The sequence below is a fragment of the Mycobacterium sp. IS-1264 genome, assembly GCF_001954195.1.
GTDB lineage: Bacteria > Actinomycetota > Actinomycetes > Mycobacteriales > Mycobacteriaceae > Mycobacterium.
In genome coordinates, this window is the sequence record NZ_MBES01000064.1 from 62,998 (window position 1) to 87,017 (window position 24,020).

The following is a 24,020-nucleotide window of genomic DNA, read 5'->3' on the forward strand; positions in this document are numbered from 1 at the left end:
GAAATTCTCGCGGGCGTTCTAGGAGGGCCATCGGCGTGAGCAGTGCTAACGACGAGCAGGATTTCCGCAATCTGGCGGTGAATCGACTGCGGCCCAGCGAACTTCACTGGGCGCTCAACCATGACTCGGTGCACGGGATCGCGTACGCGTTCCGGCACCCCGTCGCCGTGGCGGAAGCCACTGACGATCCGAACGACGACAGAAAGACCTACCTGGTCCGGGTCCGCCGCGATGATCTCGCCAACGCGCTGGGAAAGATCAACGACTGGATCACCCAAAATCCGGGCCCCGCCGGCATGCACGCTTACGGATTTGTCCGGGCCCTGTCCCGGGAAGGCCTCAGCGAACGCAGAACCGGCGGCGAAGAACACCGCTGATCCGGCACGCTGCCATTCTCCGCATTCACCGTGCCCCCCGGTTGCCCAAACCATTAGCCTTATGCCTGGCACGCCACCGCGGGTGAGGAGTCGGCGATGAGTGACACGACCGCGGATCCGCGGGAGGGTTCGGAGTTCGGGCCGTATCGGCTGCGGCGGCTGGTCGGTCGCGGCGGCATGGGCGACGTCTATGAGGCCGAGGACACGGTGCGGGAGCGGATCGTGGCGCTGAAGCTGATGTCACCGACCCTGTCCAGCGATCCGGTGTTTCGTTCACGCATGCAACGCGAGGCCCGGACCGCGGGACGCCTGCAGGAGCCCCACGTCGTGCCGATCCACGACTTCGGCGAGATCGACGGGCAGCTCTACGTGGACATGCGGCTGATCGACGGCATGGACGTGGCGACCATGCTGAGTCGCTACGGGCCGCTGTCCCCGCCGCGGGCGGTGGCGATTGTGCGCCAAATCGGCTCGGCGCTCGATGCCGCACATGCCGCCGGAGTGCTGCATCGCGACGTGAAGCCGGAGAACATTCTGGTGAGCGCGGATGACTTCGCCTACCTCGTCGATTTCGGTATCGCCAGCGCCACCTCCGACGAGAAGCTGACGCAGTTCGGCACCACCGTAGGCACCTTCAAATACATGGCGCCCGAGCGGTTTACCGACGCCGACGTGACCTACCGGGCCGACATCTACGCGCTGACGTGTGTGCTGTACGAGTGCCTGACCGGGTCGCCGCCCTATCGGGGCGACCAGATCAGCGTGATGGGTGCACACCTGAATCAGGCGATCCCGCGGCCCAGTGCGGCGCGGCCGAGCATTCCGGTCGCCTTCGACAGCGTGATCGCCTGCGGCATGGCCAAAGAGCCCGCGGACCGCTATGCCACCTGCGGTGATCTGTCGGCGGCCGCGTACGCGGCGCTGGCCACGCCCGATCAGGATCGCGCCACCGACATCCTGCAGCGAAGCCAACTGGCCGCGCGCCCGGCCGCGTTTGCCGGCCAACCCCCCGGCGGTGTCGCGCCGTCGCCGCCCGCGGTCGCAACCCACGCACCGCCGACGGCACCGCCACCGGGCCCGGGCCCGGGCTGGGCGTCGGCCACGGGGTCACCGGTCGGTCCCGGCGGACCGGTGCCACAGCCGACGGGATGGGGAGGCGCTCCCGCCTGGGCGCCAGGCGATTTGGGCGCGGGTACCCCGCCGTGGGGCCAACCGCCTCAGCGCGGCTACAAGCCCTGGCTCTGGGTCGGCGTCGCCGCCGTCGTCGCGGTGGCGGTCGTCGGCGTCGTCCTCGTGGTCGCCCTTCCGTGGCGGAAGGCGTCCCCGCCCGCGCCAACGCCCCCGCCGCAGCCGGCCGACGCCGTCGAGTTGCGAGTGCTCGACGACGGCGTGTTTGTCGGCAGCTCGGCAGCATCGACGACGATCGACATCTTCAATGAACCCATCTGTCCGCCATGCGGCAGCTTCATCCGGTCCAATGCGGGCGATATCGACAGTGCGGTGAACAACAAGAAGCTCGCGGTGCGCTATCACCTGCTCAACTTCCTCGACGACAGATCGCACAGCAAGGACTACTCGACCCGGGCGGTGGCGGCGACGTATTGCGTTGCCGCGCAAAATGATCCGAAGCTCTACAGCGCCTTCTACACTGGGCTTTTCGCGAGCAACTTCCAGCCTGCGGAGAACGCGGCGCAGGATCGCACCGACGGCGAACTGGCCCAGCTGGCCAAAACCGTCGGTGTCGACCCCAGCGTGATCAACTGCATCAAGTCGGGCGAAGACGTCGCGACCGCCAAAACCAAGGCCGGTGCCGGAGACACGACACTGGCCGGGTTCAACGCCACGGGGACGCCGTTCGTGTGGGACGGCACCAAGGCGATCAACTATCAGGACGCGACCTGGCTCACCAAGCTCATCGGGTAATCCCGCGAGTCGCTGCGGCGTTTTGGCCCGTTCTGCGTCGATGATCCATCCATGGCGCGCACCACGAGGGCCTCGATCGCGGCGGCCGCGTGCCTCGTAGTCGCTCCGGTGTGTGGGGCGGTCTCCGTGTCGTGGGTCGCATCGGCCGGCGCGGCGCATGCCGAAACCGGCATGTCCGTCCCGGACGCCAACTACGAGCTGGGGATGTACGGCGACCCCGCCGCGGCCGCGCGCTATTGGCGCAAGCAACATTCCTCGGACTGCGGGGAGATGGCGGTGGCCGACGCGGTTGGCGAGATCACCGGCCGTGAGCCCACCGAGCAGCAGATCACGGCGGTAGCCGAAACCACCCCCAGCACAGCGGGTCCCGGACCGATCTGGAGGCGCTCCGGCAACACCGACATCCGAAACCTGCCGGCGCTGTTCTGGCACTACTGGATCAGGGCCGACAACATCCAGACCACTCTGAATGCGCTGGAGCAGGATTTGGCCGACAGGCGCAAGATCGTCGTGATCCTCAACGCCGAAACCATCTGGAACCGGCCGGGCAGGCGCGACCTGGCCAACCACTTTGTCGCGGTAACCGGCATCGACACCAAGGCCGGTGCGGTGCACCTCAACGACAGCGGGATCGACACCGGCCGCGACGAGCGGATACCGATCGCGACGTTCGAGCGCGCGTGGGCCCCCAACCACAATTCGGCCGTCGTCACAAAGGACCGCTGAGGCACTTCCGCCGATCAGGCCAGCCTCTAGGCTGACAAGGTGTCGGTTGCTCAACGCGAACGTGCCGCCCTCGTCGAAACCATGCGCAGCGTCGGGCCCGAGGCTCCCACCCTCTGCGAAGGCTGGACCACCCGGGACCTGGCCGCCCATCTGGTGATCCGCGAATACCGCCTCGACGCCGCGCCCGGCATCGTCATCCCGCTCTTCGCCGCCCGCACCGACAAGGTGCAAAAGGACGTGGTGCAACGCAGCGACTGGGAGGAGCTGCTGGACAAGGTCGCATCCGGTCCGCCCGTCTACTCGCCGCTCAAACTGCTCGATCCGGTGGCCAACGTCGCGGAGATGTTCATCCACCACGAGGATGTGCGGCGCGCGCAGCCGGGCTGGGAGCCGCGCACGCTCGCGCCGGCTCTGGTCTCCAAACTGCGTCGCACCCTGCCGCTGATGGCCCGGCTAACGCTGGCGAAGGTTCCCGGCCGCATCGCATTGCGCACCCCGGAGGGCAAGACGGTGCTGACCGCGGGGCGGGGCCCGGCCGTCACGGTCACCGGCGCACCAGAGGAGCTGCTGTTGTTCGCCGTCGGGCGCCAGGCGCGAGTCGACTTCACGGGCGATGCGGCCGCGGTCCAAGCGGTTCGCGACGCGCCCAAGGGGTTGTAGCCCGCGATGCCCAGAGAACCGCGACTGGCCCGACGCTTTTACGACCGATTCGAGCCCGTGCACGCGGCGACGTACTTTGCGCCGGAGGCGCGGGCGGCGCTGGACGGGCTGGGTTACCGCGGCTTCTGGATGGGCTACTTCGCCGCCCGGTCCGCGCCGCTGGGCATCGTGCCGACAGAGGTGGTGACCGCGACCTTCTACAACTTCGCGCCCGAGCGCGTCGCGAAGGCCCTGCCCGCGGCATGGCAGATCGCCGGTCCGCAAGCCGCGCTGCACGCCCGGCAGGAATCCGCGGTTGCGGCGCTGAGTCGCTACGGCATCATCGTAGACGAAAACGTCCGCACCGCAGCCGAATTGGCGGCAAAGGCGGCCCGACAGGCCCCTTTCGACGGGCGGCCGCTGTTCGCCGCGAACCTGGCGCTGCCGTGGCCCGACGATCCGCTGGCCGCGCTATGGCACGCGACGACGCTGTTGCGCGAGCAGCGCGGCGACGGCCATGTGGCCGTACTGGCCGCGGCGGGCATCTCCGGTCGGGAATCCAACGTGTTGCACGCTGCGGCGGGCAAAGTCCCCCGTGACTACATCGCCCGCACCCGCGACTACGACGAGGACGCGTGGCGCCAGCAGGAGCAGCGGCTCGCCGAGCGGGGCCTGCTCGATGGCGACGGATCGCTGACCGCGGCGGGCCGGCAGCTGAAGGACCACATCGAAACGAGCACCGACGCACTCGCGCTGTCGGCGCTGGATGCGCTGAGCGACGACGAGGTGGAGGCCCTGTTTCGGGCGCTCACGCCGATCGCCCGGGCGGTGATCGCCGGCGGCGACGTCCCCGCCGTCACGCCGATGAATCTGCACCGCGACGAATTGCACGACGCCAGCGCACATTTGGCCTAGGGCGACGGCGCGGCTTCGACGGTCGCAACCTTGTTGAGACCGCTGATGGTGAGGACGCGAACCAGCAGGGGATGCACGATGACATGCAGGCCGTCGACCTTGTCGGCTTGATCGAATAGCGCGTTGATGGCCCTGCTGTCGAGGTACTTGATCGTGCTGAGATCGACGGTGATTGGGTTGCGAGTCCCCGCGCTGGCGGCGTCGAGCGCATGGATGAACTGACTGATGTTGCTGAGATCGATCTCGCCCGTCGCAATCAGCCGCGGCGTCCCATCGGGGCCACGCTCGATGTTCAGGGTGAGCGGGGGGGCCATCAGGTGATCCTCGCATGCACGTCAACCAGCGTGTCGCGGTGGAGTGAATAGTGCGCGGGCACACCCGCGATCGCAGGGAGGTACCTTTCGACAATGCAGGTCGACGTGATGGCCGTTCCGCAGCCGTTGGGGCAGATCGCCGACATTGCCCGACGCACGCAGGCCTCGGGGTTTTCTGGTCTTCTTTTCACCGAAACGGGGCGCACCGCCTACCTCAACGCCGCGGTTGCCTCGCAGGCCGCGCCCGGCCTCGAACTCTCGACCGGCGTTGCGGTCGCCTTCCCGCGCAGCCCGTTCGTCACCGCGGCGACCGCGTGGGAACTCCAGGAGGCGACCAACGGCAAGTTTCGGCTGGGCCTTGGCACGCAGGTTCGCAGACACGTGGTGCGCCGCTACGGGATGCCCTTCGATCGCCCCGGCCCGCGCCTGCGCGACTACGTGCTCGCCGTGAAAGCATGCTTCACCGCCTTCCGGTCGGCGACATTGGACCACCACGGGGACTTCTACGAGCTGGACTTCATCACCCCGCAGTGGAGCCCGGGACCCATCGACGCGCCCGATCCCAAAGTCGACATCGCCGCGGTGAACCCGTGGATGCTGCGCATGGCGGGCGAGGTGGCCGACGGTGTGCACATCCATCCGCTCGGCGAGCCCGGATATCTCGCGCGCCACGCAACGCCGAACATCGCTGCGGGAGCCGCCAATTCGGGGCGCACGCCGTCGGACATCGCGGTCATCGTGCCGGTCATCACGATCGTCGGCGACACCGACGAAGCACGCCACACCGAACGCGAACTCGTGCGAGCCAGCCTGAGCTTTTACGCAAGCACACCCAACTACGCGTTCATCATGGACGAGGCGGGATTCGAGGGGACGACCGCGCGGATCCGCGAAAAGCAGAAGGCCGGCGACTTCAAAGGCATGGCGGCGCAGATCAGCGACGACCATCTTGCCACCTTCGCCACCGAGTCGACGTGGGACGGCCTGGCCGACGCACTGGTCGACAAGTACCAAGGAATCGCCACCCGCATCGTCCTCTACAACGCCCTCGCCGATCCCGAGCGCTTCGAGCGATACGGCGAGGTCGCGCGGCGCATATCGCCCCGGTCCTGACGGCTTCGAACCCGAGTCTGTGATCTTCGCCAATCCCGGGACGGCGTGGCCGGCGGACTATTACCCTGGCGACAGTCAGGAGGGGAAAATGGACGGATTGTTTAGCTATGGCGTGGGGGTTGGTCCGGCAATTGTGCTGCTGGCCCTAGTGGCAACGGCCTTTTTCCACAACGTTCAGAAGAAGCAGCGCCCCCGCCATTACGACGAGCAAGACGCTAACCGTCGTTGATGAGGTCGGCGAGGAAACCGGGTAACCGGCCGGCGCCAAAGTCATAGAACCGCGCCCAGAGCGGCTCGATCGAAATGCGCACCATCTGCTTATAGGTCGATCGCACGTTGCGTTCGAACTCGGCAAGATCGGATTCGTCCATTGACCTCCTCGCCGCCGCGAGGTACTCGTCGGTGACGCCGTCGACGGTTTCGAGTGTGGCGAGGCCCCGCACCAAAAGCGCCTTCGCCGCTTCTGGGGTCGAGCCGGTGTCGATCGTCAACGCGACTTGCGGGCGGGATGAAAGCGCGCGAACTTTCGGGGAGGTCGGTGCCGTGGAGACGACGATGCGTTCGCCGGTCCAGTAGAACCCGACGGGGATGACCCGCGGGAAGCCGTCGTGTCCGTTGTAGGCGAGCCGGGCCATGGAACCGGAGAGCAGCTTCTGCGCGTCGGGGTGGCCAAGCTCCCGAGCCAACTCACTCATGGTCTTCCTCCCAACCCCACTCGTCATCGTCCAGGACATCCACGGTGAGATCGTTGTCGGCGGCGCCCTTCGTCCCGTAGGCAAAGGTGAGCAGGGTGCGGTCGTCGTCAAGAGATGCGACCGCTATGACGGTGGCGTGCCCGATCTTCATGCGGATCCGGTCTCCGGGCTGCAATTCGTCGACACGTTTAAGGGGCACGCCTTACCCATCAACGCCAGTGAAACTGAACCCGCATTTCGAGATGCCGCCGTGCCCGAGGACGGCCTCCCGCGAGGTCGCGCAGCATCGTCGACTCCGTATCACCAAACCACCACTTCAGCATTGTCACCGGTGTAGCACTGGGTCGACGTCACCACGGCACCATCGATGAGAGCCTAAATCCCTGCACGATCGGTTACATCGGGATTTGAGAAATCTTTGGAGCTGGGTTGTCAGCGATGAGAACCTCTTCGACGTGTGTCGGGCTGACATGGTTGAACCGGCGACCACTATAGCCCAGTCGGACATCGCCCGAATTTGACTGTCTTGCAATGGCTTTCGTAGCCACCTGACCAGCGCAAAGGCGTTCCAGCCGGGCGGCGACGCAGCCAGGACCGCAGCCGCCCGTGCGGATGGGGCTGGCGTGGCGACGGCGTCGTAAGATTGTTTATGCCGTATTACATGGACATTCACGAACTTCCAGACGGCATCACGCGGGCAGATTTGGCCAAAGCCCATGCCCAGGACCTTGCCGTCCAGGAAAAGTACGGCGTCAGCTATCACAAGTATTGGGTCAACGAAAAAGCCGGGAAGGTGTTTTGCCTTTGTCACGGACCCAGCGAGGAAGCCGCCGAAGCGGTCCATCGCGAAGCCCATGGCCTGGTCGCGGAAAAAATTATTCAAGTCGAACCGGGCGTTGCCGATCTGTTCATGGGCGGCAGCGAACTGGATGCGAGCGGCGCCGTCATGCTGCAAGGTGCGCGGGACCCCGCGATTCGGACAATCCTGTTTACCGACATTGTCGGGTCCACCTCGCTGACTCGGAAGATGGGCGACGAGGCCGCTATGGAGGTGCTCGACGTGCACGATTCCATCGTCCGCCAGGAGCTCGCCGCGGCAGGCGGCAGTGAAATCAAGCACCTGGGCGACGGCATCATGGCCTCATTCACGTCCGCCGCAGCGGCGGTCAAATGCGCGACCCGGATTCAACAGGAGATTAGGAAACACGGCGAAGCAAACGAGGCCAACGCGTTCCAACTGCGGGTCGGCATTGCGGCTGGAGAACCGGTCGAACATCATGACGACCTCTTTGGTTGCACGGTCCAGCTCGCCGCCAGGCTGTGCGCCCACGCGCGGCCCGAAGAAATCCTGGTCTCGAATGTCGTCGCCGAACTCTGCGAAGGAAAAAAGCTCTCGTTCCAAAATCTCGGCGAAGTCAGTCTCAAAGGTTTCGAGCAGCCCGTCCTGACACACGCGGTTGCGTGGTGTCCCCAGAGCGCGAAGTAGTTAGTCGGGCTGACAGGATTTGAACCTGCGACCACTTGACCCCCAGTCAAGTGCGCTACCAAACTGCGCCACAGCCCGGATGCCGGCGAGTGCACCGGCAGCAGGTCGAAAGCCTACCGCAGACCCACAGTCGACCGGTCACGGCGTTGCGGAGAATCGAGTGTGCGCTCTGGGCTTTGGGTGTGCACCCAGGGCGCCCTCAGCGCACACTCGAGGCCCCGGGCAACCCGCTCAGCGGCGCTTGCCGCCCCGCTTTTCGCGGACCCGCACGTTGATCCGGACGGGGCTGCCCTCGAACCCGAACGTCTCGCGCAGCCGCCGTTCCAGGAACCGTCGATACCCGGCCTCGAGAAACCCCGTGGTGAACAGCACGAACGTCGGCGGCCGCGCGGTGGCCTGGGTGGCGAACAGGATGCGGGGCTGCTTGCCGCCGCGCACCGGGGGCGGCGTGGCCGCCACCACCTCCTTGATCCACGTGTTCAGCGGGCCGGTGGCGATCCTGGTGTCCCACGACGCCAGCGCGGCCTCCATCGCGGGCACCAGCTTTTGCACCGCCCGGCCCGTCTTGGCAGAGATGTTGACCCGCTGCGCCCAGCGCAGCTGCACCAGCTCGCGGTCGATCTCGCGCTCGAGCAGCTCGCGGCGATCCTCGTCGACCAGATCCCACTTGTTGAATGCCAGCACCAAAGCCCGTCCGGCTTCGATGACCATGGACAGCACCCGCAGATCCTGTTCGGTCAGCGGGTCGGACGCATCGATCAACACGATCACCACCTCGGCGGCATCGATGGCCGAATGGGTGCGCACCGAGGCGTAGAACTCATGCCCGCGGGCCTGGCCGACCTTGCGCCGCAAGCCCGCGGTGTCGACGAACCGCCACACCTTGCCGCCCAACTCGATGAGCGAGTCCACCGGATCCACCGTCGTCCCCGCGACCTCGTGCACCACCGAACGCTGGTCGCCCGCAAGCTTGTTCAGCAGCGAGCTCTTGCCTACGTTGGGTTTGCCGACCAGCGCCACCCGCCGGGGACCGCCCGCCGCGGGTGCCGCTTCAGACACCTCGGGCAGCGCGGCGAGCACCTCGTCGAGCAGATCCGCGACGCCGCGACCGTGCATCGCGCTGATAGCGTGCGGCTCCCCCAGCCCCAGCGACCACAACGCCGCCGCGTCGGCCTCGGCCTTCTCGCTGTCAACCTTGTTGGCGGCCAGGAACACTGGCTTACCGGAGCGCAGCAGGATGCGTGCGGCGGCCTCGTCGGCGGCGGTGGCGCCGACGAGCGAGTCGACCACCAAGATCACGGCGTCGGCGGTACGCATGGCAACCGACGCCTGCTCGGCCACCAACTGCTGCAGGCCCTTCGCGTCGGGCTCCCAGCCCCCGGTGTCCTGCACGACAAACCGGCGTCCGGTCCACAGCGCGTCGTAGGACACCCGGTCGCGTGTGACGCCGGGGACGTCCTGCACCACCGCTTCGCGCCGGCCCAGGATCCGGTTCACCAGCGTCGACTTCCCGACGTTGGGCCGGCCCACCACCGCGACGACCGGCGCGGGGCCCGCTTCCTCGACGCCGGATTCGGCGAACTCCCAATCGCTTTCGTCGGTCCAGGTGCCGTCCTGGGTCACCGCACTGCCCCGTTTCGCTGCTTGACCAACTCCAGCAGGTGCGCGATCACCTGCGCCTCGGTCATGTCGCTGGTGTCGACGATCAGCGCGTCCGGTGCCGCCCGCAGCGGTGACACCGTCCGGGTCGAATCCAGGTGGTCGCGGCGCCGGACATCGGCCAAAACGCCCTCGTAGTCGTCGGCCAGGCCCGCCGCGACGTTCTGCTCGTTGCGCCGCCGGGCGCGAGTTTCGGCCGACGCGGTCAGAAAGAACTTCACCGGCGCGTCGGGCAACACCACCGTCCCGATGTCTCGACCCTCGACGACGACGTTGCCCGGACCCGCGGCCATGGCCCGCTGCAGCTCGACGAGCCGGGTGCGCACCGCGGGAACCGACGAGACCGCCGAAACCGCTCCGGTTACCTCGTCACCGCGGATCTCGACCGAAACATCTTCTCCGTCAAGGTAACACGTGATGCTTTCGGGGTCATAGCTCACCGACAACTGCACCTTAGAGGCGAGCTCGCCGACGGCATCGGCATCGGTCGGCTCGACCCCGGCGCGCAGAACCGCCAGCGTCACGATTCGATACATTGCCCCGGTATCCAGATAGCGCGCACCCAACGCGCGGGCCAATCTCCTTGATACCGAGGATTTTCCGGTCCCCGCCGGCCCGTCGATAGCGACGACGACGTCCACGCTCACAGGCCCACCGCTTTGTACAGCTGCCCGATCTCGTCAAGGCGCAAAGCCCGGATGCTGCCCGGGCGCTGCTTGCCCAGCGACACCGCGCCGATGTCGGTGCGCACCAGCGATTCCACCGGGAAGCCCGCGGCCGCCAGCAATCGGCGCACAATGCGGTTGCGGCCTTCGTGTAACGTCAACCGCACCAACGTCTTTCCCGGAATGGCGTCCACCACGCCGAAATCGTCGACGCGCGCGATGCCGTCCTCCAATTCGATGCCGGCTCGCAGCTTCTTGCCCAGCCCGCGCGGGACCGAACCCGTCACCGTCGCCAGGTACGTCTTGGGCACCTCGTGGGAGGGATGCATCAACCGGTGCGCCAACTCACCGTCGTTGGTGAGCAGGATGAGCCCCTCGGTGTCGGCGTCCAGCCGCCCGACGTGAAAAAGGTTCTTGGTGCCGCGCACCTTGCGCTCGACCAGGTCGCCGATGCAGGGCCGGCCGCGATCGTCGGCCATCGTCGAGTGCATGCCCCGCGGCTTGTTCAGCGCCAGGTACACCATCGAGTCGTCGAGGACCACCCGGGCCCCGTCGACGCGGATCACCGAAACGTCCGGGTCTACCCGGGTGCCCAACTCGGTCACCACCTGCCCGTCCACCTCGACCCGGCCGTCGACGATCAACTTCTCCGCGGCCCGCCGCGACGCGACCCCGGCCTGGGACAACACTTTCTGTAGACGCGTTCCCCGGGGCTCCTCCGGCTGGACCATTAATCCCGATCCACGTCGAACGACAGTGACTGCTCCGGTGCCTGACCGCCCGCGAGTTTGATGAAACGTGGCTCACTGTCCAGTGATTCGCTGAGGTCCTCGATGGTGTCCACATCCGGCAGCAGCGGCGCGATATCGGGAAGGTCGGCCAGCGACGTCAGCCCCAGGCGCTCCAGGAAGAGCTCGGTGGTGGCGAACGTCGTCGCGCCGGTGTCGTCGTCGACGCCCGCCTCCGTGATCAGGCCGCGCGCCAACAGGGTGCGCATGACGGCGTCGACATTCACGCCGCGCACCGCGCTCACCCGCGCCCGCGTGACCGGCTGGCGATACGCCACCACGGCCAACGTCTCCAGCGCGGCCCGGGTGAGTTTGGAGCGCGCGCCGTCCAGCAGCAGCTTCTCCACATAGGGCGCGAAGCGCGCGCGGGTGTACATCCGCCAGCCCTCGCTGGTTTTCCGCAAGTCGATGCCGCTCTCGCGCTCGGTCAGTTCGTCGGCCATCTGCTGCAGCTTCGCTGCGATGCGGTAGACGGGCTGCTGGGTGGCCGCGGCCAGCGCCTCGACGGTGACCGGGGTGTCGACGACCAGCAGCAGCGCCTCCAGCACCGAGCCGAGTTCCTCGGCGTCCATCGGCGCCGCTTCGGCTATCTCGGGGATGCCGTAGCCGAGGTCGATCTCGGGCAGCTCTTCAGTCACTTATTCGTCCCGCACTTCTACCAGGGCTTCGCTGGCCGGACGTTCGCCGGTCCATGAAATCTGGAGCACGCCAAGCGGCTCTGATTGGTCGAATGCTACCGCCCGGGACCGATACAGTTCGAGCAGCGCCAGGAAGCGCCCCACGACCTCCATTGGCGCCTGGCAGTCGGAGACCAGCTCGGAAAACGTCGCCCAGTGGCCGGTGCCCCGCGCTTCGAGCATGGTCAGCAATTTTTGGGCCTGCGCGGGCACCGAGATCTGCAGCTCGTGCAGGTGCTCGGTGGCCACCGTCGGAGCCGGCCTCGGGGTGAACGCGACCGCGGCGATCTCGGCGAACCGCTCGGCGTCGACGCCGAGCATCACCTCGGGCAGCAGTTCGGTGAACCGGTCCTCCAGGGACACCGCGCGCGGATAGCTGCGCAGCGCGGCGGCCTCCAGCTCCGCGAACATCTCCGCAACGTGCTTGAACGCGCGGTACTGCAGCAACCGGGCAAACAGCAGGTCGCGGACTTCGAGCAGCGCAAGGTCCTCTTCGTCTTCGATCTGGCCGGCTGGCAGCAACCGGGCCGCCTTGAGATCGAGCAGCGTCGCCGCAACCACCAGGAACGCCGTCGTCTCTTCGAGCTCCAGCTGGGAACCGATCGCCCGGGTGTAGCCGATGAAGTCATCGGTGACCTGATGCAGCGCCACCTCGGTCACGTCGAGCCGGTGGGCGAAGATCAGCTGCAGCAGCAGATCGAACGGCCCCTCGAAGTTGGTCAGGCGGACTTGAAAACCAGCCGCGTAGCCGTTCTGCGGTGGCGCCTCACCATTGGCGGTGTCGTTCACGCGCCAAATCGGTCGATGAACTCGCGCGCCAGCGCGCGGTAGGCCTGGGCGCCCGTCGACTTCGGCGCCCAGGTGGTGATCGGTTCGCCCGCCACGCTCGTTTCCGGGAACCGCACGGTGCGGGTGATCACCGTATCGAACACCAGGTCGCCGAATCGCTCGACGACGCGGGCCATCACCTCGCGCGCGTTGACGGTACGCGGGTCGTAGCGGGTGAGCAGGATGCCGCTGATTTCCAGCTTGGGATTGAGTCGGTCGCGCACCTTGTCGACGGTATCGGTTAGCAAGGCCAGCCCGCGCAGCGAGAAGAACTCGCACTCGGTGGGGATCACCACGCCATCCGAACAGGCCAGCCCGTTGACGGTAAGTAGGCCCAGCGACGGCTGGCAGTCGATCAGCACATAGTCGTAGCGGTCCAGCACCGGATGCAGCGCCCGGCCCAGGGTCTGCTCGCGGCCCACCTCGTTGACGAGCTGGATCTCGGCCGCCGACAGGTCGATATTGCTGGGCACCAGATCCATGTGCTTGATCCGGGTGGAAAGCAGCACGTCGTCGATCGACACCCGCGGCTCCACCAGCACGTTGTGAATGGTCTTTTCCAGCTCGTAGTGCGGGACGCCGAGCCCCGCCGACAGCGCGCCCTGCGGATCCATGTCCACCAGCAGCACCCGCCTGCCGTACTCGGCAAGCGCGGCGCCCAGGTTGATCGTCGACGTGGTTTTCCCGACACCGCCCTTCTGGTTGCACATCGCGACAACCTTGGCCGGGCCGTGCGAGGTGCGCGGCTGCGGCTCCGGGATCGACCGTGGCGGACGCCCAGTCAGACCGATAGCGATATCGCTGTCGGACGGATCGGTCATCGCCGGTCGAGTGTTCGGGAGGTGAACATCGCAGCAGAGTCTAATGGGTTGACGCGCAGAACCCGGGCGACCCGCGGGCGATATAACCAGCGAATATTGCCGAATCTCGCTGGTAACGGGCACAATAGCGCGCAGCGTTAACACTAGTCACACCAGCAACATTGGTCGGCCATGGCGCGGGCGCCACTATCGTGGATTCCCATGGATCTCAAGCGACGGATACCGCTCCTGCGATGGTCGGTCTGGCGAATGGCCGCCGGGACGCGCAACATCCTGACGACTGGGCAGATCGGTGACGGCCGCGAGGCCGCCGCGGTGGAGTACGTCCTGAAGAACGCGCGCGCCGGCGACATCGACGACGTGCTGGCGACCATCGACAAGTTCGCCTACGAGAAGTCGATGCTGATCAACGTCGGCGACGAGAAGGGGCTGCTGCTCGACTCCGCAGTCCGCCGCGCCAATGCCGCGCTCGCGCTGGAACTGGGCACCTACGTCGGATACGGGGCACTCCGGATCGCCAGGGCCGCCCCCGCCGCCCGGGTGTACTCCGTCGAACTCGCCGAGGCCAACGCCATCAACGCCCGCCAGATCTGGGAACACGCCGGCGTCGCCGACCGGGTGACCTGTGTCGTCGGTACCATCGGCGACGGCGGCCGCACCCTGGACAGGCTGGCCAACGAGTATGGATTCGCTTCTGGTGCACTCGATTTCGTCTTCCTCGACCACGACAAGGACGCCTACCTGAACGACCTGAAAAGCATCCTGGACCGGGGCTGGCTGCATCCGGGCTCGATCGTGGTCGCCGACAACGTCAGGGTGCCGGGCGCACCGAAATACCGCGAGTACATGCGTCAGCAGCAGGGCAAGCTCTGGAACACCGTCGAGCACAAGGCGCACCTCGAATACCAGTCGATGGTCTCCGACCTGGTGCTGGAATCCGAGCTCCTGGCCTGAAATCCGCGCGGGCTATTGGGCGCGGGGATGGGCCCCGGCCCACACCTCGCGCAGCGCGTGCACGGTGACCAGCGTGTAGATCTGCGTCGTCGTCACCGAGGCGTGTCCCAGCAACTCCTGCACCACTCGAACGTCGGCGCCGCCCTCGAGCAGATGGGTGGCGAAGGAATGCCGCAGCATGTGCGGCGACACACCCGAGGTGATCCCGGCGCGCTCTGCCGCGTCCTGCAGCACCTGCCACGCGCTCTGCCGCGACAGCCGACCGCCGCGCACGTTGAGGAAGATGGCCGCCGTCCCCCGGCCGCGGCGAGCCAGCTCCGGGCGCCCCCGCACCAGGTAGGCGTCCAGCGCTTGCACGGCGGGGCGCCCGACCGGCACCAACCGCTGCTTGCCGCCCTTGCCGCGCAACAACACCGACCTGGCCTGGATGTCGATGTCGTCGACGTCGAGGCCGACGGCTTCGGAGATCCGTGATCCGGTGGAATACAACAGCTCTAACAGCGCGCGGTTGCGCAGCGTCAGCGGACCGTCGGCCGGGCTCTCGCCGCCGGCGGCCTCGAGCAGCGCCAGCACCTGATCGATGGTGAGGCTTTTCGGCAGCCGGCGGCCCGGCGTCGGGGGCCGGACCGCCCGCGCCACGTCGAGCTCGGCCAGCCCTTCGGCGGCGGCGAAGCGATGCAAGCCGCGCACGGCGATCAGCGCCCGCGCGGCCGACACCGCGGACAGGGCCGCCGTCCCGGAATCGGGGTCGCCGCGCCGCAGCGCGACCAAGAACTCGCTGACGTCGTCCTCACCGACTTTCGCCAGATCGTGAATTCCGCGGTCCGACAGGTGTTTCGAGTACCGGCGCAGGTCGCGGCGATACGAGCTCAAAGTGTTGGGCGCCACGCCGCGCTCGATCGTCAGGTGGTCGAGGTAGCCCTGCATTTGAGTCTCCAGCGCCGGCGCCGTCATCCCCCGGCCTTTCGCGCGACGAACGCAGTTGGCTTGTCGATCCAGGGACTGTCCAGCGGACGCGGGTCCGCGAAGCCGTTGGTCACCGCGTGGGCGGCCAAAATCCCCGCCACGGCAATGGCATTGACGATCTCGCCGCTGAGCACCTTGCGGGCGGCCTCGGCGAGCGGATACCACTGCAACGTCATGTCGGCTTCTTCGTCGTGCGCCTCGGGCCGTTCCACGTCACTCAGCCCGGTGGCCAGATAGACCCGCACCGACTCGTCGCTGAACCCGGGCGTCGAGTCCAGGTCGACGAGCACCCGCCAGGTATCGGCCCGCAGGCCGGCCTCCTCCTGCAGCTCCCGGGCGGCGGTCAGATGCGCCGCCTCGCCGTCGACGTCGAGGAGCCCGGCGGGCAGCTCCCACAGCCGCCTGCCGAACGCGTGGCGGTACTGATAGACGAGGGGGATGTTGCCATCGTCGTCCATCGCCAAGACGGCGACCGCGCCGAAGTGCTCGACGACGTCGCGGGTGACGACCTTGCCGCCGGGCATCCGCACCTGGTCGCGGCGCAGCGCGAAAATCTTTCCGGTGTGCAGCGTTTCGGATGACGCCGTTTCGAAAACGTGCTCAGCCACGGGTCGCCGGCTCGGGTAACGGCCGCCGTGTGCTGTCTAGATGCTGATCGCCGTTGGACGTGTGCTCGGGGATTTCCACCGGCAACTGCTCGCCCTTCTGGTAGTCGATGGCCGCCCCGACGAATGCCACGAACAACGGGTGCGGCCGGGTGGGCCGGCTCTTCAGTTCGGGGTGAGCCTGGGTGCCGACGACGAACGGGTGGATGTCGCGTGGGTATTCGACGAACTCCACCAGGTGCCCGTCGGGTGAGGTGCCGGAGAAACGTAAACCGCTTTCGGCGATCTTGTCGCGGTAGGCGTTGTTGACCTCGTAGCGGTGCCGATGTCGCTCGGATACCTCCGTCGTCCCATACGCTTGGGCCACAATGGAATCCGGCTGCAGGACCGCGGGATAGGCGCCCAGCCGCATGGTGCCGCCGAGGTCGGCCTCGCCGGCCACGATCTGCTCCTGGTCGGCCATCGTGGAGATGACGGGATCCGGTGTGCCCGCTTCGAATTCGGCCGAGTTGGCCTCGGTGAGACCGACCGAGCGGGCGGCTTCGATCACGATGCACTGCAGGCCCAGGCACAGCCCGAGCACCGGCAAACCGCGCGAGCGGGCGTGTTGGATGGCGCCGATCTTGCCCTCGATGCCGCGGATGCCGAACCCGCCGGGAATCAACACGCCGTGCACGTCCCCGAGTGCCGCCGCGGCGCCGGCGGCGCTCTCACACCCGTCGGAAGCCACCCAGACCATCTCGACCTTCGCGTGGTGCTTGAAGCCGCCCGCGCGCAGCGCCTCGGTGACCGACAGGTAGGCGTCGGACAGCTCGACATACTTTCCTACCAACGCAATTCGCACCGTCTCGTGTGGCTCGTGCACCCTGCGCAGCAGGTCGTCCCATTCGGTCCAGTCGACGTCGCGGAACGGCAGGTTGAGCCGGCGCACCACGAAGGCGTCGAGTTCCTCGCGGTGCAACACCTTCGGGATGTCATAGATCGACGGCGCGTCCGGGGTGGAGATGACGCCGTCGATGTCGACGTCACACATCAGCGCGATCTTGTTCTTCAGCGCTTCGGGGACATCGCGGTCGCAGCGCAGGATCAGCGCGTCCGGGGTGATACCGATGCTGCGCAGCGCGGCCACCGAGTGCTGGGTCGGCTTGGTCTTGAGTTCGCCCGACGGCGCCAGATACGGGACCAGCGACACGTGCAGGAAGAAGACGTTCTCCCGCCCCAGGTCGTGGCGGACCTGGCGTGCCGCCTCCAGAAAGGGCTGCGATTCGATATCGCCCACGGTGCCACCGATTTCGGTGATCACGACGTCCGGCCGGTTGCCGTCGGGGTCCGGTTCGGCCATCGCCATGATTCGCCGCTTGATCTCGTCGGTGATGTGCGGGATGACCTGGACGGTGTCGCCGAGATATTCGCCACGTCGTTCCTGGGCGATGACGGTCGAATACACTTGTCCGGTAGTAACATTCGCCGAGCCGGACAGGTCGCGGTCCAGGAAGCGCTCGTAATGGCCGACGTCGAGGTCGGTCTCGGCTCCGTCCTCGGTCACGAAGACCTCGCCGTGCTGGAACGGGTTCATCGTGCCCGGGTCGACATTGAGATACGGGTCGAGCTTTTGCATCGTCACGTGCAACCCGCGTGCGGTGAGTAGCTGGCCCAGGCTGCTCGCGGTCAGCCCCTTGCCGAGCGACGAAGCGACGCCACCGCTGACGAAGAGGTGCTTGGTGGCGGTTTGCGGGTGCTTACGCACTGGCGACCTCCGTGAAGACGGGCAGGGCTTCGACTTTTCTAGCCTTAACCAGCTGGGCCTGCCGACCCACGGAAATCCACCCTAACATCCACCGTGCCGCGCCGCGGGGAACACGCCCGGTGCGCGGAGTGGCTAGTGAGTGGCTACTGGGGCACGGTGATCGACGTCGCCCCGTGACCGGTGCCGTACTGCCCGACGTGGCCGCCATTGATCAGGTCGTGCAGGCCCAGGATCGCGGTGATGCGCCCGGGCGCGGTGTCGACGTCGTCGACGGTGCTGATCGCCGAAACCATGGCGGCATCGGCACGGGCCACCGCGACCGCGGCGCCGCCCGTCGCGGATCCGTCCCGCCCGGCCAGCAGGGTGCCGGCGCCGTGTGGTGCCAGCGCGGTGGCGAACCGGGCGACGCTGACGCCCTGGTTGCCGGCGTCCTGCGGCAGCCCACCGCCGGTCACGACGAGGGCGGCAGTCCCGGCGCCGAGGTGATCGCTGGGCTGATACGTGATGAAGCCGGTATCACGCAGCGACGCCAGCACGGTGTCCCGCTGCGCGTCGTCCACCGGCGGGATGGCTGGGCTTGGGTTGACCAACAAGGCGATGCCCAACAGGTCGCCGGCCTGCGAGCCCTGGTCGACGAGCTTGGTGCTCAGCTGCTGGCCGGCGGGCAGGACCGACGAGTTGACCACCGTGCGGAGTTTCTCCGCGGAGTTGGCGTCGACGAACTCCTGCGTCAGTGAGACCGTGCCGGTGACCGTACCGCCGGCCTGGCCGACGATTTTCGACACCGCGGCGACATCGTCATCTCGTGCATCGGGCGTGCGGAAGACGACCACCGACTTGCCGCCGAGCGCGTCGTGCACTATTCGACCGCCCAGCTGGGTGTCGAAATTGTTTGCGGCACTGAGCTTCTCGTTCAGCACGTTCTTTTGGTCGTTGAGCCCGCCGATCTGTGTGAACAGGTCCCGCTTCTCGTCACGCAGGCTGGACAAAAGCGCGTCGGACAGAAAGCCCGAACCCAGCACGACTCCCACGGCCAACGCCAGGAAGACCGCGGCCAGCGAGAACGCATGTTGGCGTAACGAGATCACGTGCGCACCGTTCTAGGTCACCCACCTCTGCACGATGAGAGTGAAGTGGTTCCAGTAGTCGGTGATCCAATGCAGCACCACCCCGTCGGTGCGGGATACCCACAAGGCGACGATGACGGCGATCAGCATTGTCAGCGCCAAGAGCGCGATGGCGCCCGTCGAGATGTGGCTGCGGTACAGCGTGGAAACCGCCTTGGCGTCCACCACCTTCTCCCCCACCCGAAGCCGGGTCAGGAAGGTCGACGGATTGCTTTGCGTGCGTGTGCGATCGAAGAACGTCTCGATGTTCGCCGTGTGGCCGGCCGTCACCAGTAGCGACGCGCCATGATGGTCGGCGAGCAGCAGGGCCAGATCGACCGCCGAGCCCGCGGCCGGAAAGGTCATCGCCCCGACGCCGAGATCCTGAATTCGTTCCAGGCCGGGCGCATGCCCGTCGGCGTCGGCGGGCAACACCACGTGGGCGCCGCACTTGAGGGCGTCGGTGCTGATCTGGTCGGGGTCGCCGACGATGATCTGCGGCCGATATCCCGCCTTGCGCAACACATCCGCGCCGCTGCCGACGCCGATGAGCACCGGCTGGTATTCCTTGATGAACGGTTTGAGAGATCGCAGGTCATCCTCGGCGCTCGGCTCGTCGGCGACGATTACCACGTGCCGGCGACGCAGGTCCACGTCGATATCGGGGATGCCGATGCCGTCGATCAACAGCGGGCTCTCGCTCTTGATGAACTCGATTGTGTTGCCGGCGAACGCCTCCAGGTGGGCCGCCAGTCCGCTCTTGGCCTCCCGCATCAGGTCGGCGATGTCGTGGTCGGTGCGCTCGGTGCCGCGGATCAGCCGGCGGTCGCCGGCGTACACGCCGCCCTCGTATAGGCGAATCTTGGCCCCGTCCTTGACCTTCTTGAAGATGTCGGGTCCGGTCTCGTCGATCAGGGTCACCCCGTTGTTGACCAGTACCTCCGGGCCCATGTTGGGATAGCGGCCCGAGACGGATGGGGACGCGTTGACCACAGCCGCGATGTCGGCTTCCACGAGGGCGTCCGCGGTGATGCGGTCCAGATCCAGGACGTCGAGCACCACGATGTCGCCGGGACAGACCCTGCGCAGCAGTCGGTCGATATTGCGGTCAACCCGCGCGGTGCCGGTAAGGCCCGGTCGGGAGGCATTACGAGTTAGCAGGCCTGACATCTTCATGGGGGCGATTCTGTCGGTGAAGCCCGGCCGAGGCGAGGAGGCGCGCCGTAACATTAGCCTCAGAAGTTATCTAGAGTCACATCTGTCACAAGCTCATAACGGCTTGGTTGCGCCCGCGCCGAAATCAGATCTCGTCGTTCTGAGCGGCATCCAGTAGTTCGCGGGCGTGTGCGCGGCCGCTGTCGGACTCGCCGAGCCCGGCCAGCATCCGCGCCAGCTCGGCGACCCGATCGTCGCCGGTCACGCGTTGCACCACACTCGTCCCCCGCGGCCCGGCGGCATGCACGACAAGGTGCACATCGCCGTAGGCCGCAACCTGCGGCAGGTGCGTCACCACGATGACCTGATGGGTGCGCGCCAGCCGCGCGAGCCGTCGCCCGATCTGAACCGCCGCGCGGCCCCCGACGCCGGCGTCGACCTCGTCGAACACCATGGTGGTCCCCGCCGCCGACGCTGCCAGGACCGCCTCCAGCGCCAGCATCACCCGGGACAGCTCGCCGCCCGACGCGCTCTTCGCCAACGGCAGCACCGTCATGCCGCGGTGGGCCGCGAACCCGAACTCGACCTGGTCGACACCATCGCCGCCGGCGCGGGCCAGCTCGCCCGAGGGCAGCGTCAGGGTGGCGGGATCGTCCTGGCCGGACGCGACATCGGTGGTCACGCCGATCGTGAATTCGGCGTCGCCCATCGCCAGCCCGGCCAGTTCGGCCGTCACCGCTTTGGCCAGCCGCTTGGCGACCTTGCGCCGAAGATTGCTGAGATCGACTGCAGCGTCGCATAATTCGCGTGCCAGCTCGTCGACCCGGCGTTCCAGCGCGGCGATGCCCTCCTCGGAGACGTCGATTTGCGCCAACCGTTCCCGGGATTCCTGCGCCCACCGCAGCACGCCGTCGATGTCGGCCGCGTACTTGCGGGTCAGGGTGCGCAGCTGGGCCTGACGGGCCAGCTTGGACTCCAGCGCGCTGGCGTCGACCGGCAGCTGCTCCAGATAGTCGCCGAGTTCGTGTCCCACGTCGGTGACGACGGTGAGCGCTTCGCCGATCTGCGCGGCCAGTGCCCGCAGGGTGGCGTCGTCGGCGGATTCGAGGGCGGTACGCGCGCGCCCGAGGGTGTCGACGGCGCTGGAGCCGAACGCCTCGGTGTCGTCGGCGGACAACGCCGCGCGGGCGGTGGCGGCGGCCTCCCGCAGGGTGTCCAGCTCGGAGAGCCGCCGGATGTCGGCGACCAGTTCCTCGTCCTCCGCGGGTTGCGGGTCGACGGTGTCGATCTCGTTGAGCGCGAATTTCAGCCGGTCGGCCTCCTGCGCGAGTTCGCGTGCATGGTCGCGGCGTTCGATGAGGTCGCGTCGGGCCGACAGCCAGGCGTCGCGCAGCTTGCGGTAGCGCTCCAGCGCCGGGCCCGCGGCCGCGAAGCGGTCCAGCGCGCCGCGCTGCTCCTCGGGCCGCATCAGCCGCAGCTGGTCGTTCTGACCGTGCAGGGTGAGGAGCTCGGCGGTGAAGTCGCCCAGCGACTTCGCGGGCACGCTGCGGCCGCCGAGATACGCCCGCGACGGTCCGTCGCGGCTGACCGAGCGCAGCGCGATCACGCTACCGTCCTCGTCGCGCTCCGCGCCCAGGGATTCCAGCACGCCGTCCAGTTGCGCGACCGTCTCGTCATCGAAATCGGTTGTCGTGAAACGGCCTTCGACCACCGCGCGGTCAGCTCCGGATCGCACCCGGGTGGCGTCGGCGCGTGCTCCGCCGAGCAGGTGCAGCCCGGTCACCACCATCGTCTTGCCGGTACCCGTCTCGCCGGTCAATACGGTCAGACCGCGGCCGAACTCTCCGACCGCGACGCTGATGGCACCCAGCGACTCGATGCGGATTTCAGTCAGCATTCCATCAGCACCGTTGCAGCGTCGTTACTTCCCGCGCCAGCCGGTCACCGGCAACCGGAACTTGCGCACCAGGCGGTCCGTGAACGGCGCGCTATCCAGGCGCGCCCATTTCACCGGTGTGGCGCAACGGGTTACCTCGAGCCGACCGCCGGCCGGTATCAGCATTTCGCGCCGGCCGTCGCAGAACACGAGGGCGTCGTTGCCGCTTGCCTCGATCTCGATCGCGACGGTGGCGTCCGGGCTGGTGACCATCGGCCGGCCGAACAGTGCGTGAGCGTTGTTGGGCACCACCAGGATCGCCTCGAGATCGGGCCAGAGCACGGGACCACCGGCGGAGAACGCGTAGGCGGTGGATCCGGTCGGCGTCGAGATCAACACCCCGTCGCAGCCGAACGTCGACACCGGCCGTCCCTCGATTTCGACGACGACGCCCAACACACCCAGCCGCGGGCCCTTTTCGAGGCTCGCCTCGTTGAGCGCCCAGCCCTGGTCGATGATGCGGCCACCCTGGCGCACGACGATGTCGAGCGTGAGGCGTTCCTCCACCCGGTAGGTCCGCGCGATGACATGGTCCAGCACCGTGTCGATGGCCTCGGCCTCGGCCTCGGCCAGGAAGCCGATGCGGCCCAAGTTGACGCCCAGCACCGGAATGCCGACGTTGCGCGCCAATTCGGCGGCACGCAGGAAGGTGCCGTCGCCGCCGAGCACCAGCACCAGTTCGCAGCCCTCGGCGGCGTGCGGGTCGGCATCGACCACTTCGATTTCGACACCCATGGCCCGCATGTCGTCGGGCGCCAGGTGCAACGATCCCCGGTCGACGGCCTCGGCGGACAGGACGCGAAGCGCAATGCCGTTGTCGCCCAGCACTTTCTGCACGCGCCGCGCCGTCTCGGTCGCTTCGTCGCGTCCGGTGTGGACGATCAGCAGGACGGTACGTTCACTGGTCATTGCGGGCCCTCCGCGACGGCGCGCCGCACCGCATCCACCAGCCCGTCAGCGGACAGCCCCCGATCGGTCTCGGCGCGCAACCACAAGAAGTATTCGACATTGCCCGCCGGTCCCGGTAGCGGACTGGCCATGACGTCGACGGTGTGCCAGCCCAGCTCCCCGGCCCGCCGCGCGACGCCGAGCACCGAGTCGGCGCGCAGCCCGGGATCGCGGACCACGCCGCCGGCGCCGACCTGACCCCTGCCCACCTCAAACTGTGGCTTCACCATGGGAACGATATCCGCGCTGGGGCAAGCGCATCCAGCCAGCGCGGGCAACACGGTGGCCAGCGAGATAAACGACAGGTCAGCGACCACCAGGTCGACCTGGCCCCCGATCGCCTCGGGGGATAGCTCGCGGGCGTTGGTCCGCTCGACGACCACCACCCGCGGGTCGGAACGGAGCGACCACGCCAGCTGGCCGTAGCCGACGTCGGCGGCCACCACCTGGGTGGCCCCGCGGTCCAGCAGGACTTCGGTGAACCCGCCCGTCGATGCGCCGGCGTCCAGGCAGCGGCGGCCCGCGACGGAAATGTCGAAGGCGTCCAGCGCGCCGATGAGCTTGTGCGCTCCGCGCGACACCCAGGTGCGCTCGCCCTCGTCGGCGACGGTCAACGCCGCGGTGACTGCGACGGCGGTGCCGGGCTTGACCGCCGGCAGGCCGTCGATGCTGACCTTCCCGGCGCCGATCAACTCCGCGGCCTGCTGACGAGACCGGGCCAGGCCGCGCCGCACCAGCTCGGCGTCAACGCGGGCGCGTCGAGGCATGGGGCACTCAGCCCTTCTCCGCGGACTCCAGCGCCTGCAGCAGCACGTCGTGCGCCTCGGAAAGGCGGCGGGCAATCTCTTCGAGCTCGGCCAGCGACGGCCCGTTCTCCACGGCCTGTTGGTCCCCCGGATCGGGGAGTTGGGCCAGCAGAGTGTCGATTTCCGCGCGAATCTGTTCAGGATCGATAGTCATTGCGGCCACAATATCCT

26 protein-coding genes and 1 tRNA gene are annotated in these 24,020 nt (G+C 67.5%); 8 read left to right on the forward strand and 19 right to left on the reverse strand.

What is annotated here, in order from left to right; all coding sequences use genetic code 11:
• Positions 1–35 precede the first annotated feature (35 nt).
• From A5744_RS14565 to A5744_RS14585, 5 genes are all read left to right on the forward strand, one after another.
• A complete protein-coding gene (locus A5744_RS14565) occupies positions 36–377 on the forward strand; it encodes a hypothetical protein (protein WP_076062132.1) in 342 nt (113 codons plus the stop codon).
• A gap of 96 nt (positions 378–473) precedes the next feature.
• Positions 474–2,300: a serine/threonine protein kinase PknE gene (locus tag A5744_RS14570; protein ID WP_076062133.1), complete on the forward strand. Its 1,827-nt coding sequence runs from the start codon at positions 474–476 to the stop codon at positions 2,298–2,300.
• A 51-nt stretch (positions 2,301–2,351) separates the two neighbouring features.
• Entirely contained in the window at positions 2,352–3,026 is a 675-nt protein-coding gene (locus tag A5744_RS14575) for a hypothetical protein (RefSeq protein WP_076062135.1), read from the forward strand.
• Positions 3,027–3,065: 39 nt separating this feature from the next.
• Entirely contained in the window at positions 3,066–3,686 is a 621-nt protein-coding gene (locus A5744_RS14580) for a TIGR03085 family metal-binding protein (protein ID WP_076062137.1), read from the forward strand.
• 6 nt (positions 3,687–3,692) lie between these two features.
• Positions 3,693–4,580 carry a hypothetical protein gene (locus A5744_RS14585; RefSeq protein ID WP_076062139.1) on the forward strand — a complete coding sequence of 296 codons (888 nt, stop codon included), beginning with the start codon at positions 3,693–3,695 and terminating at the stop codon, positions 4,578–4,580.
• Here the strand turns inward: A5744_RS14585 and A5744_RS14590 are convergent.
• Positions 4,577–4,894, reverse strand: coding sequence for an STAS domain-containing protein (locus tag A5744_RS14590; protein ID WP_076062141.1), 318 nt, complete (start codon positions 4,892–4,894; stop codon positions 4,577–4,579). The genes A5744_RS14585 and A5744_RS14590 overlap by 4 nt on opposite strands.
• Before the next feature lie 93 nt (positions 4,895–4,987).
• On the opposite strand from A5744_RS14590, the gene A5744_RS14595 reads away from it, so the two are divergent.
• Positions 4,988–6,007 (forward strand): TIGR03617 family F420-dependent LLM class oxidoreductase, encoded by a 1,020-nt coding sequence (locus A5744_RS14595; protein ID WP_076062143.1) that lies wholly within the window; start codon positions 4,988–4,990, stop codon positions 6,005–6,007.
• 215 nt (positions 6,008–6,222) lie between these two features.
• Here the strand turns inward: A5744_RS14595 and A5744_RS14605 are convergent, their stop codons facing one another.
• Positions 6,223–6,702 carry a pyridoxamine 5'-phosphate oxidase family protein gene (locus tag A5744_RS14605; RefSeq protein ID WP_076062147.1) on the reverse strand — a complete coding sequence of 160 codons (480 nt, stop codon included), beginning with the start codon at positions 6,700–6,702 and terminating at the stop codon, positions 6,223–6,225.
• Complete coding sequence (locus tag A5744_RS14610) at positions 6,695–6,901, reverse strand: hypothetical protein (protein WP_076062149.1); 207 nt, start codon at positions 6,899–6,901, stop codon at positions 6,695–6,697. Before A5744_RS14610 ends, A5744_RS14605 begins: the two co-directional genes overlap by 8 nt.
• Before the next feature lie 462 nt (positions 6,902–7,363).
• Between A5744_RS14610 and A5744_RS14615 the strand changes: the two genes are divergently transcribed.
• Positions 7,364–8,188: a nickel-binding protein gene (locus A5744_RS14615; protein WP_170874499.1), complete on the forward strand. Its 825-nt coding sequence runs from the start codon at positions 7,364–7,366 to the stop codon at positions 8,186–8,188.
• A 4-nt stretch (positions 8,189–8,192) separates the two neighbouring features.
• On the opposite strand, the gene A5744_RS14620 is transcribed toward A5744_RS14615, so the two are convergent.
• The 7 genes from A5744_RS14620 to A5744_RS14650 all read right to left on the reverse strand — a co-directional run bounded on the left by A5744_RS14620 (position 8,193) and on the right by A5744_RS14650 (position 13,626).
• Positions 8,193–8,266, reverse strand: a tRNA-Pro gene (locus A5744_RS14620).
• Between the two features lie 153 nt (positions 8,267–8,419).
• Entirely contained in the window at positions 8,420–9,811 is a 1,392-nt protein-coding gene (gene der / locus A5744_RS14625; RefSeq protein WP_076062152.1) for a ribosome biogenesis GTPase Der, read from the reverse strand.
• Complete coding sequence (gene cmk, locus A5744_RS14630; RefSeq protein ID WP_083679300.1) at positions 9,808–10,494, reverse strand: (d)CMP kinase; 687 nt, start codon at positions 10,492–10,494, stop codon at positions 9,808–9,810. The genes der and cmk overlap by 4 nt, the downstream gene beginning before the upstream one ends.
• Complete coding sequence (locus tag A5744_RS14635) at positions 10,491–11,243, reverse strand: pseudouridine synthase (protein ID WP_076062156.1); 753 nt, start codon at positions 11,241–11,243, stop codon at positions 10,491–10,493. Before A5744_RS14635 ends, cmk begins: the two co-directional genes overlap by 4 nt.
• On the reverse strand, positions 11,243–11,938 hold the full coding sequence (gene scpB, locus A5744_RS14640) for an SMC-Scp complex subunit ScpB (RefSeq protein WP_076062158.1): 696 nt from the start codon (positions 11,936–11,938) through the stop codon (positions 11,243–11,245). The genes A5744_RS14635 and scpB overlap by 1 nt, the downstream gene beginning before the upstream one ends.
• Positions 11,939–12,766 carry a segregation/condensation protein A gene (locus A5744_RS14645; protein WP_076062160.1) on the reverse strand — a complete coding sequence of 276 codons (828 nt, stop codon included), beginning with the start codon at positions 12,764–12,766 and terminating at the stop codon, positions 11,939–11,941. It abuts the gene before it with no gap.
• The gene (locus A5744_RS14650; RefSeq protein ID WP_076062162.1) at positions 12,763–13,626 is read right to left on the reverse strand and encodes a ParA family protein; all 864 of its coding nucleotides are present in this window, start codon (positions 13,624–13,626) and stop codon (positions 12,763–12,765) included. The genes A5744_RS14645 and A5744_RS14650 overlap by 4 nt, the downstream gene beginning before the upstream one ends.
• A 201-nt stretch (positions 13,627–13,827) precedes the next feature.
• Here A5744_RS14650 and A5744_RS14655 point away from each other — a divergent pair, with 201 nt between their 5' ends.
• On the forward strand, positions 13,828–14,580 hold the full coding sequence (locus A5744_RS14655) for an O-methyltransferase (protein WP_076062164.1): 753 nt from the start codon (positions 13,828–13,830) through the stop codon (positions 14,578–14,580).
• A 12-nt stretch (positions 14,581–14,592) separates the two neighbouring features.
• On the opposite strand, the gene xerD is transcribed toward A5744_RS14655, so the two are convergent.
• The 9 genes from xerD to A5744_RS14700 all read right to left on the reverse strand — a co-directional run bounded on the left by xerD (position 14,593) and on the right by A5744_RS14700 (position 24,003).
• Positions 14,593–15,534 carry a site-specific tyrosine recombinase XerD gene (gene xerD / locus A5744_RS14660; RefSeq protein ID WP_076062166.1) on the reverse strand — a complete coding sequence of 314 codons (942 nt, stop codon included), beginning with the start codon at positions 15,532–15,534 and terminating at the stop codon, positions 14,593–14,595.
• Entirely contained in the window at positions 15,531–16,154 is a 624-nt protein-coding gene (locus A5744_RS14665; RefSeq protein WP_076062168.1) for an NUDIX hydrolase, read from the reverse strand. The genes xerD and A5744_RS14665 overlap by 4 nt, the downstream gene beginning before the upstream one ends.
• Positions 16,147–17,898: a CTP synthase gene (locus A5744_RS14670; protein WP_076062169.1), complete on the reverse strand. Its 1,752-nt coding sequence runs from the start codon at positions 17,896–17,898 to the stop codon at positions 16,147–16,149. The genes A5744_RS14665 and A5744_RS14670 overlap by 8 nt, the downstream gene beginning before the upstream one ends.
• Positions 17,899–18,041: 143 nt before the next feature.
• Positions 18,042–18,986: a copper transporter gene (locus A5744_RS14675; protein WP_076062171.1), complete on the reverse strand. Its 945-nt coding sequence runs from the start codon at positions 18,984–18,986 to the stop codon at positions 18,042–18,044.
• Between the two features lie 12 nt (positions 18,987–18,998).
• On the reverse strand, positions 18,999–20,180 hold the full coding sequence (gene steA, locus A5744_RS14680) for a putative cytokinetic ring protein SteA (RefSeq protein ID WP_076062173.1): 1,182 nt from the start codon (positions 20,178–20,180) through the stop codon (positions 18,999–19,001).
• A 124-nt stretch (positions 20,181–20,304) separates the two neighbouring features.
• On the reverse strand, positions 20,305–22,056 hold the full coding sequence (gene recN / locus A5744_RS14685; RefSeq protein WP_076062175.1) for a DNA repair protein RecN: 1,752 nt from the start codon (positions 22,054–22,056) through the stop codon (positions 20,305–20,307).
• A gap of 24 nt (positions 22,057–22,080) precedes the next feature.
• Positions 22,081–23,004, reverse strand: coding sequence for an NAD kinase (locus A5744_RS14690; RefSeq protein ID WP_076062177.1), 924 nt, complete (start codon positions 23,002–23,004; stop codon positions 22,081–22,083).
• Positions 23,001–23,810, reverse strand: a complete 810-nt coding sequence (locus tag A5744_RS14695; RefSeq protein ID WP_076062179.1) for a TlyA family RNA methyltransferase — start codon at positions 23,808–23,810, stop codon at positions 23,001–23,003. The genes A5744_RS14690 and A5744_RS14695 overlap by 4 nt, the downstream gene beginning before the upstream one ends.
• 7 nt (positions 23,811–23,817) lie before the next feature.
• Positions 23,818–24,003 carry a hypothetical protein gene (locus A5744_RS14700; RefSeq protein ID WP_076062180.1) on the reverse strand — a complete coding sequence of 62 codons (186 nt, stop codon included), beginning with the start codon at positions 24,001–24,003 and terminating at the stop codon, positions 23,818–23,820.
• Between the last annotated feature and the right edge of the window lie 17 nt (positions 24,004–24,020).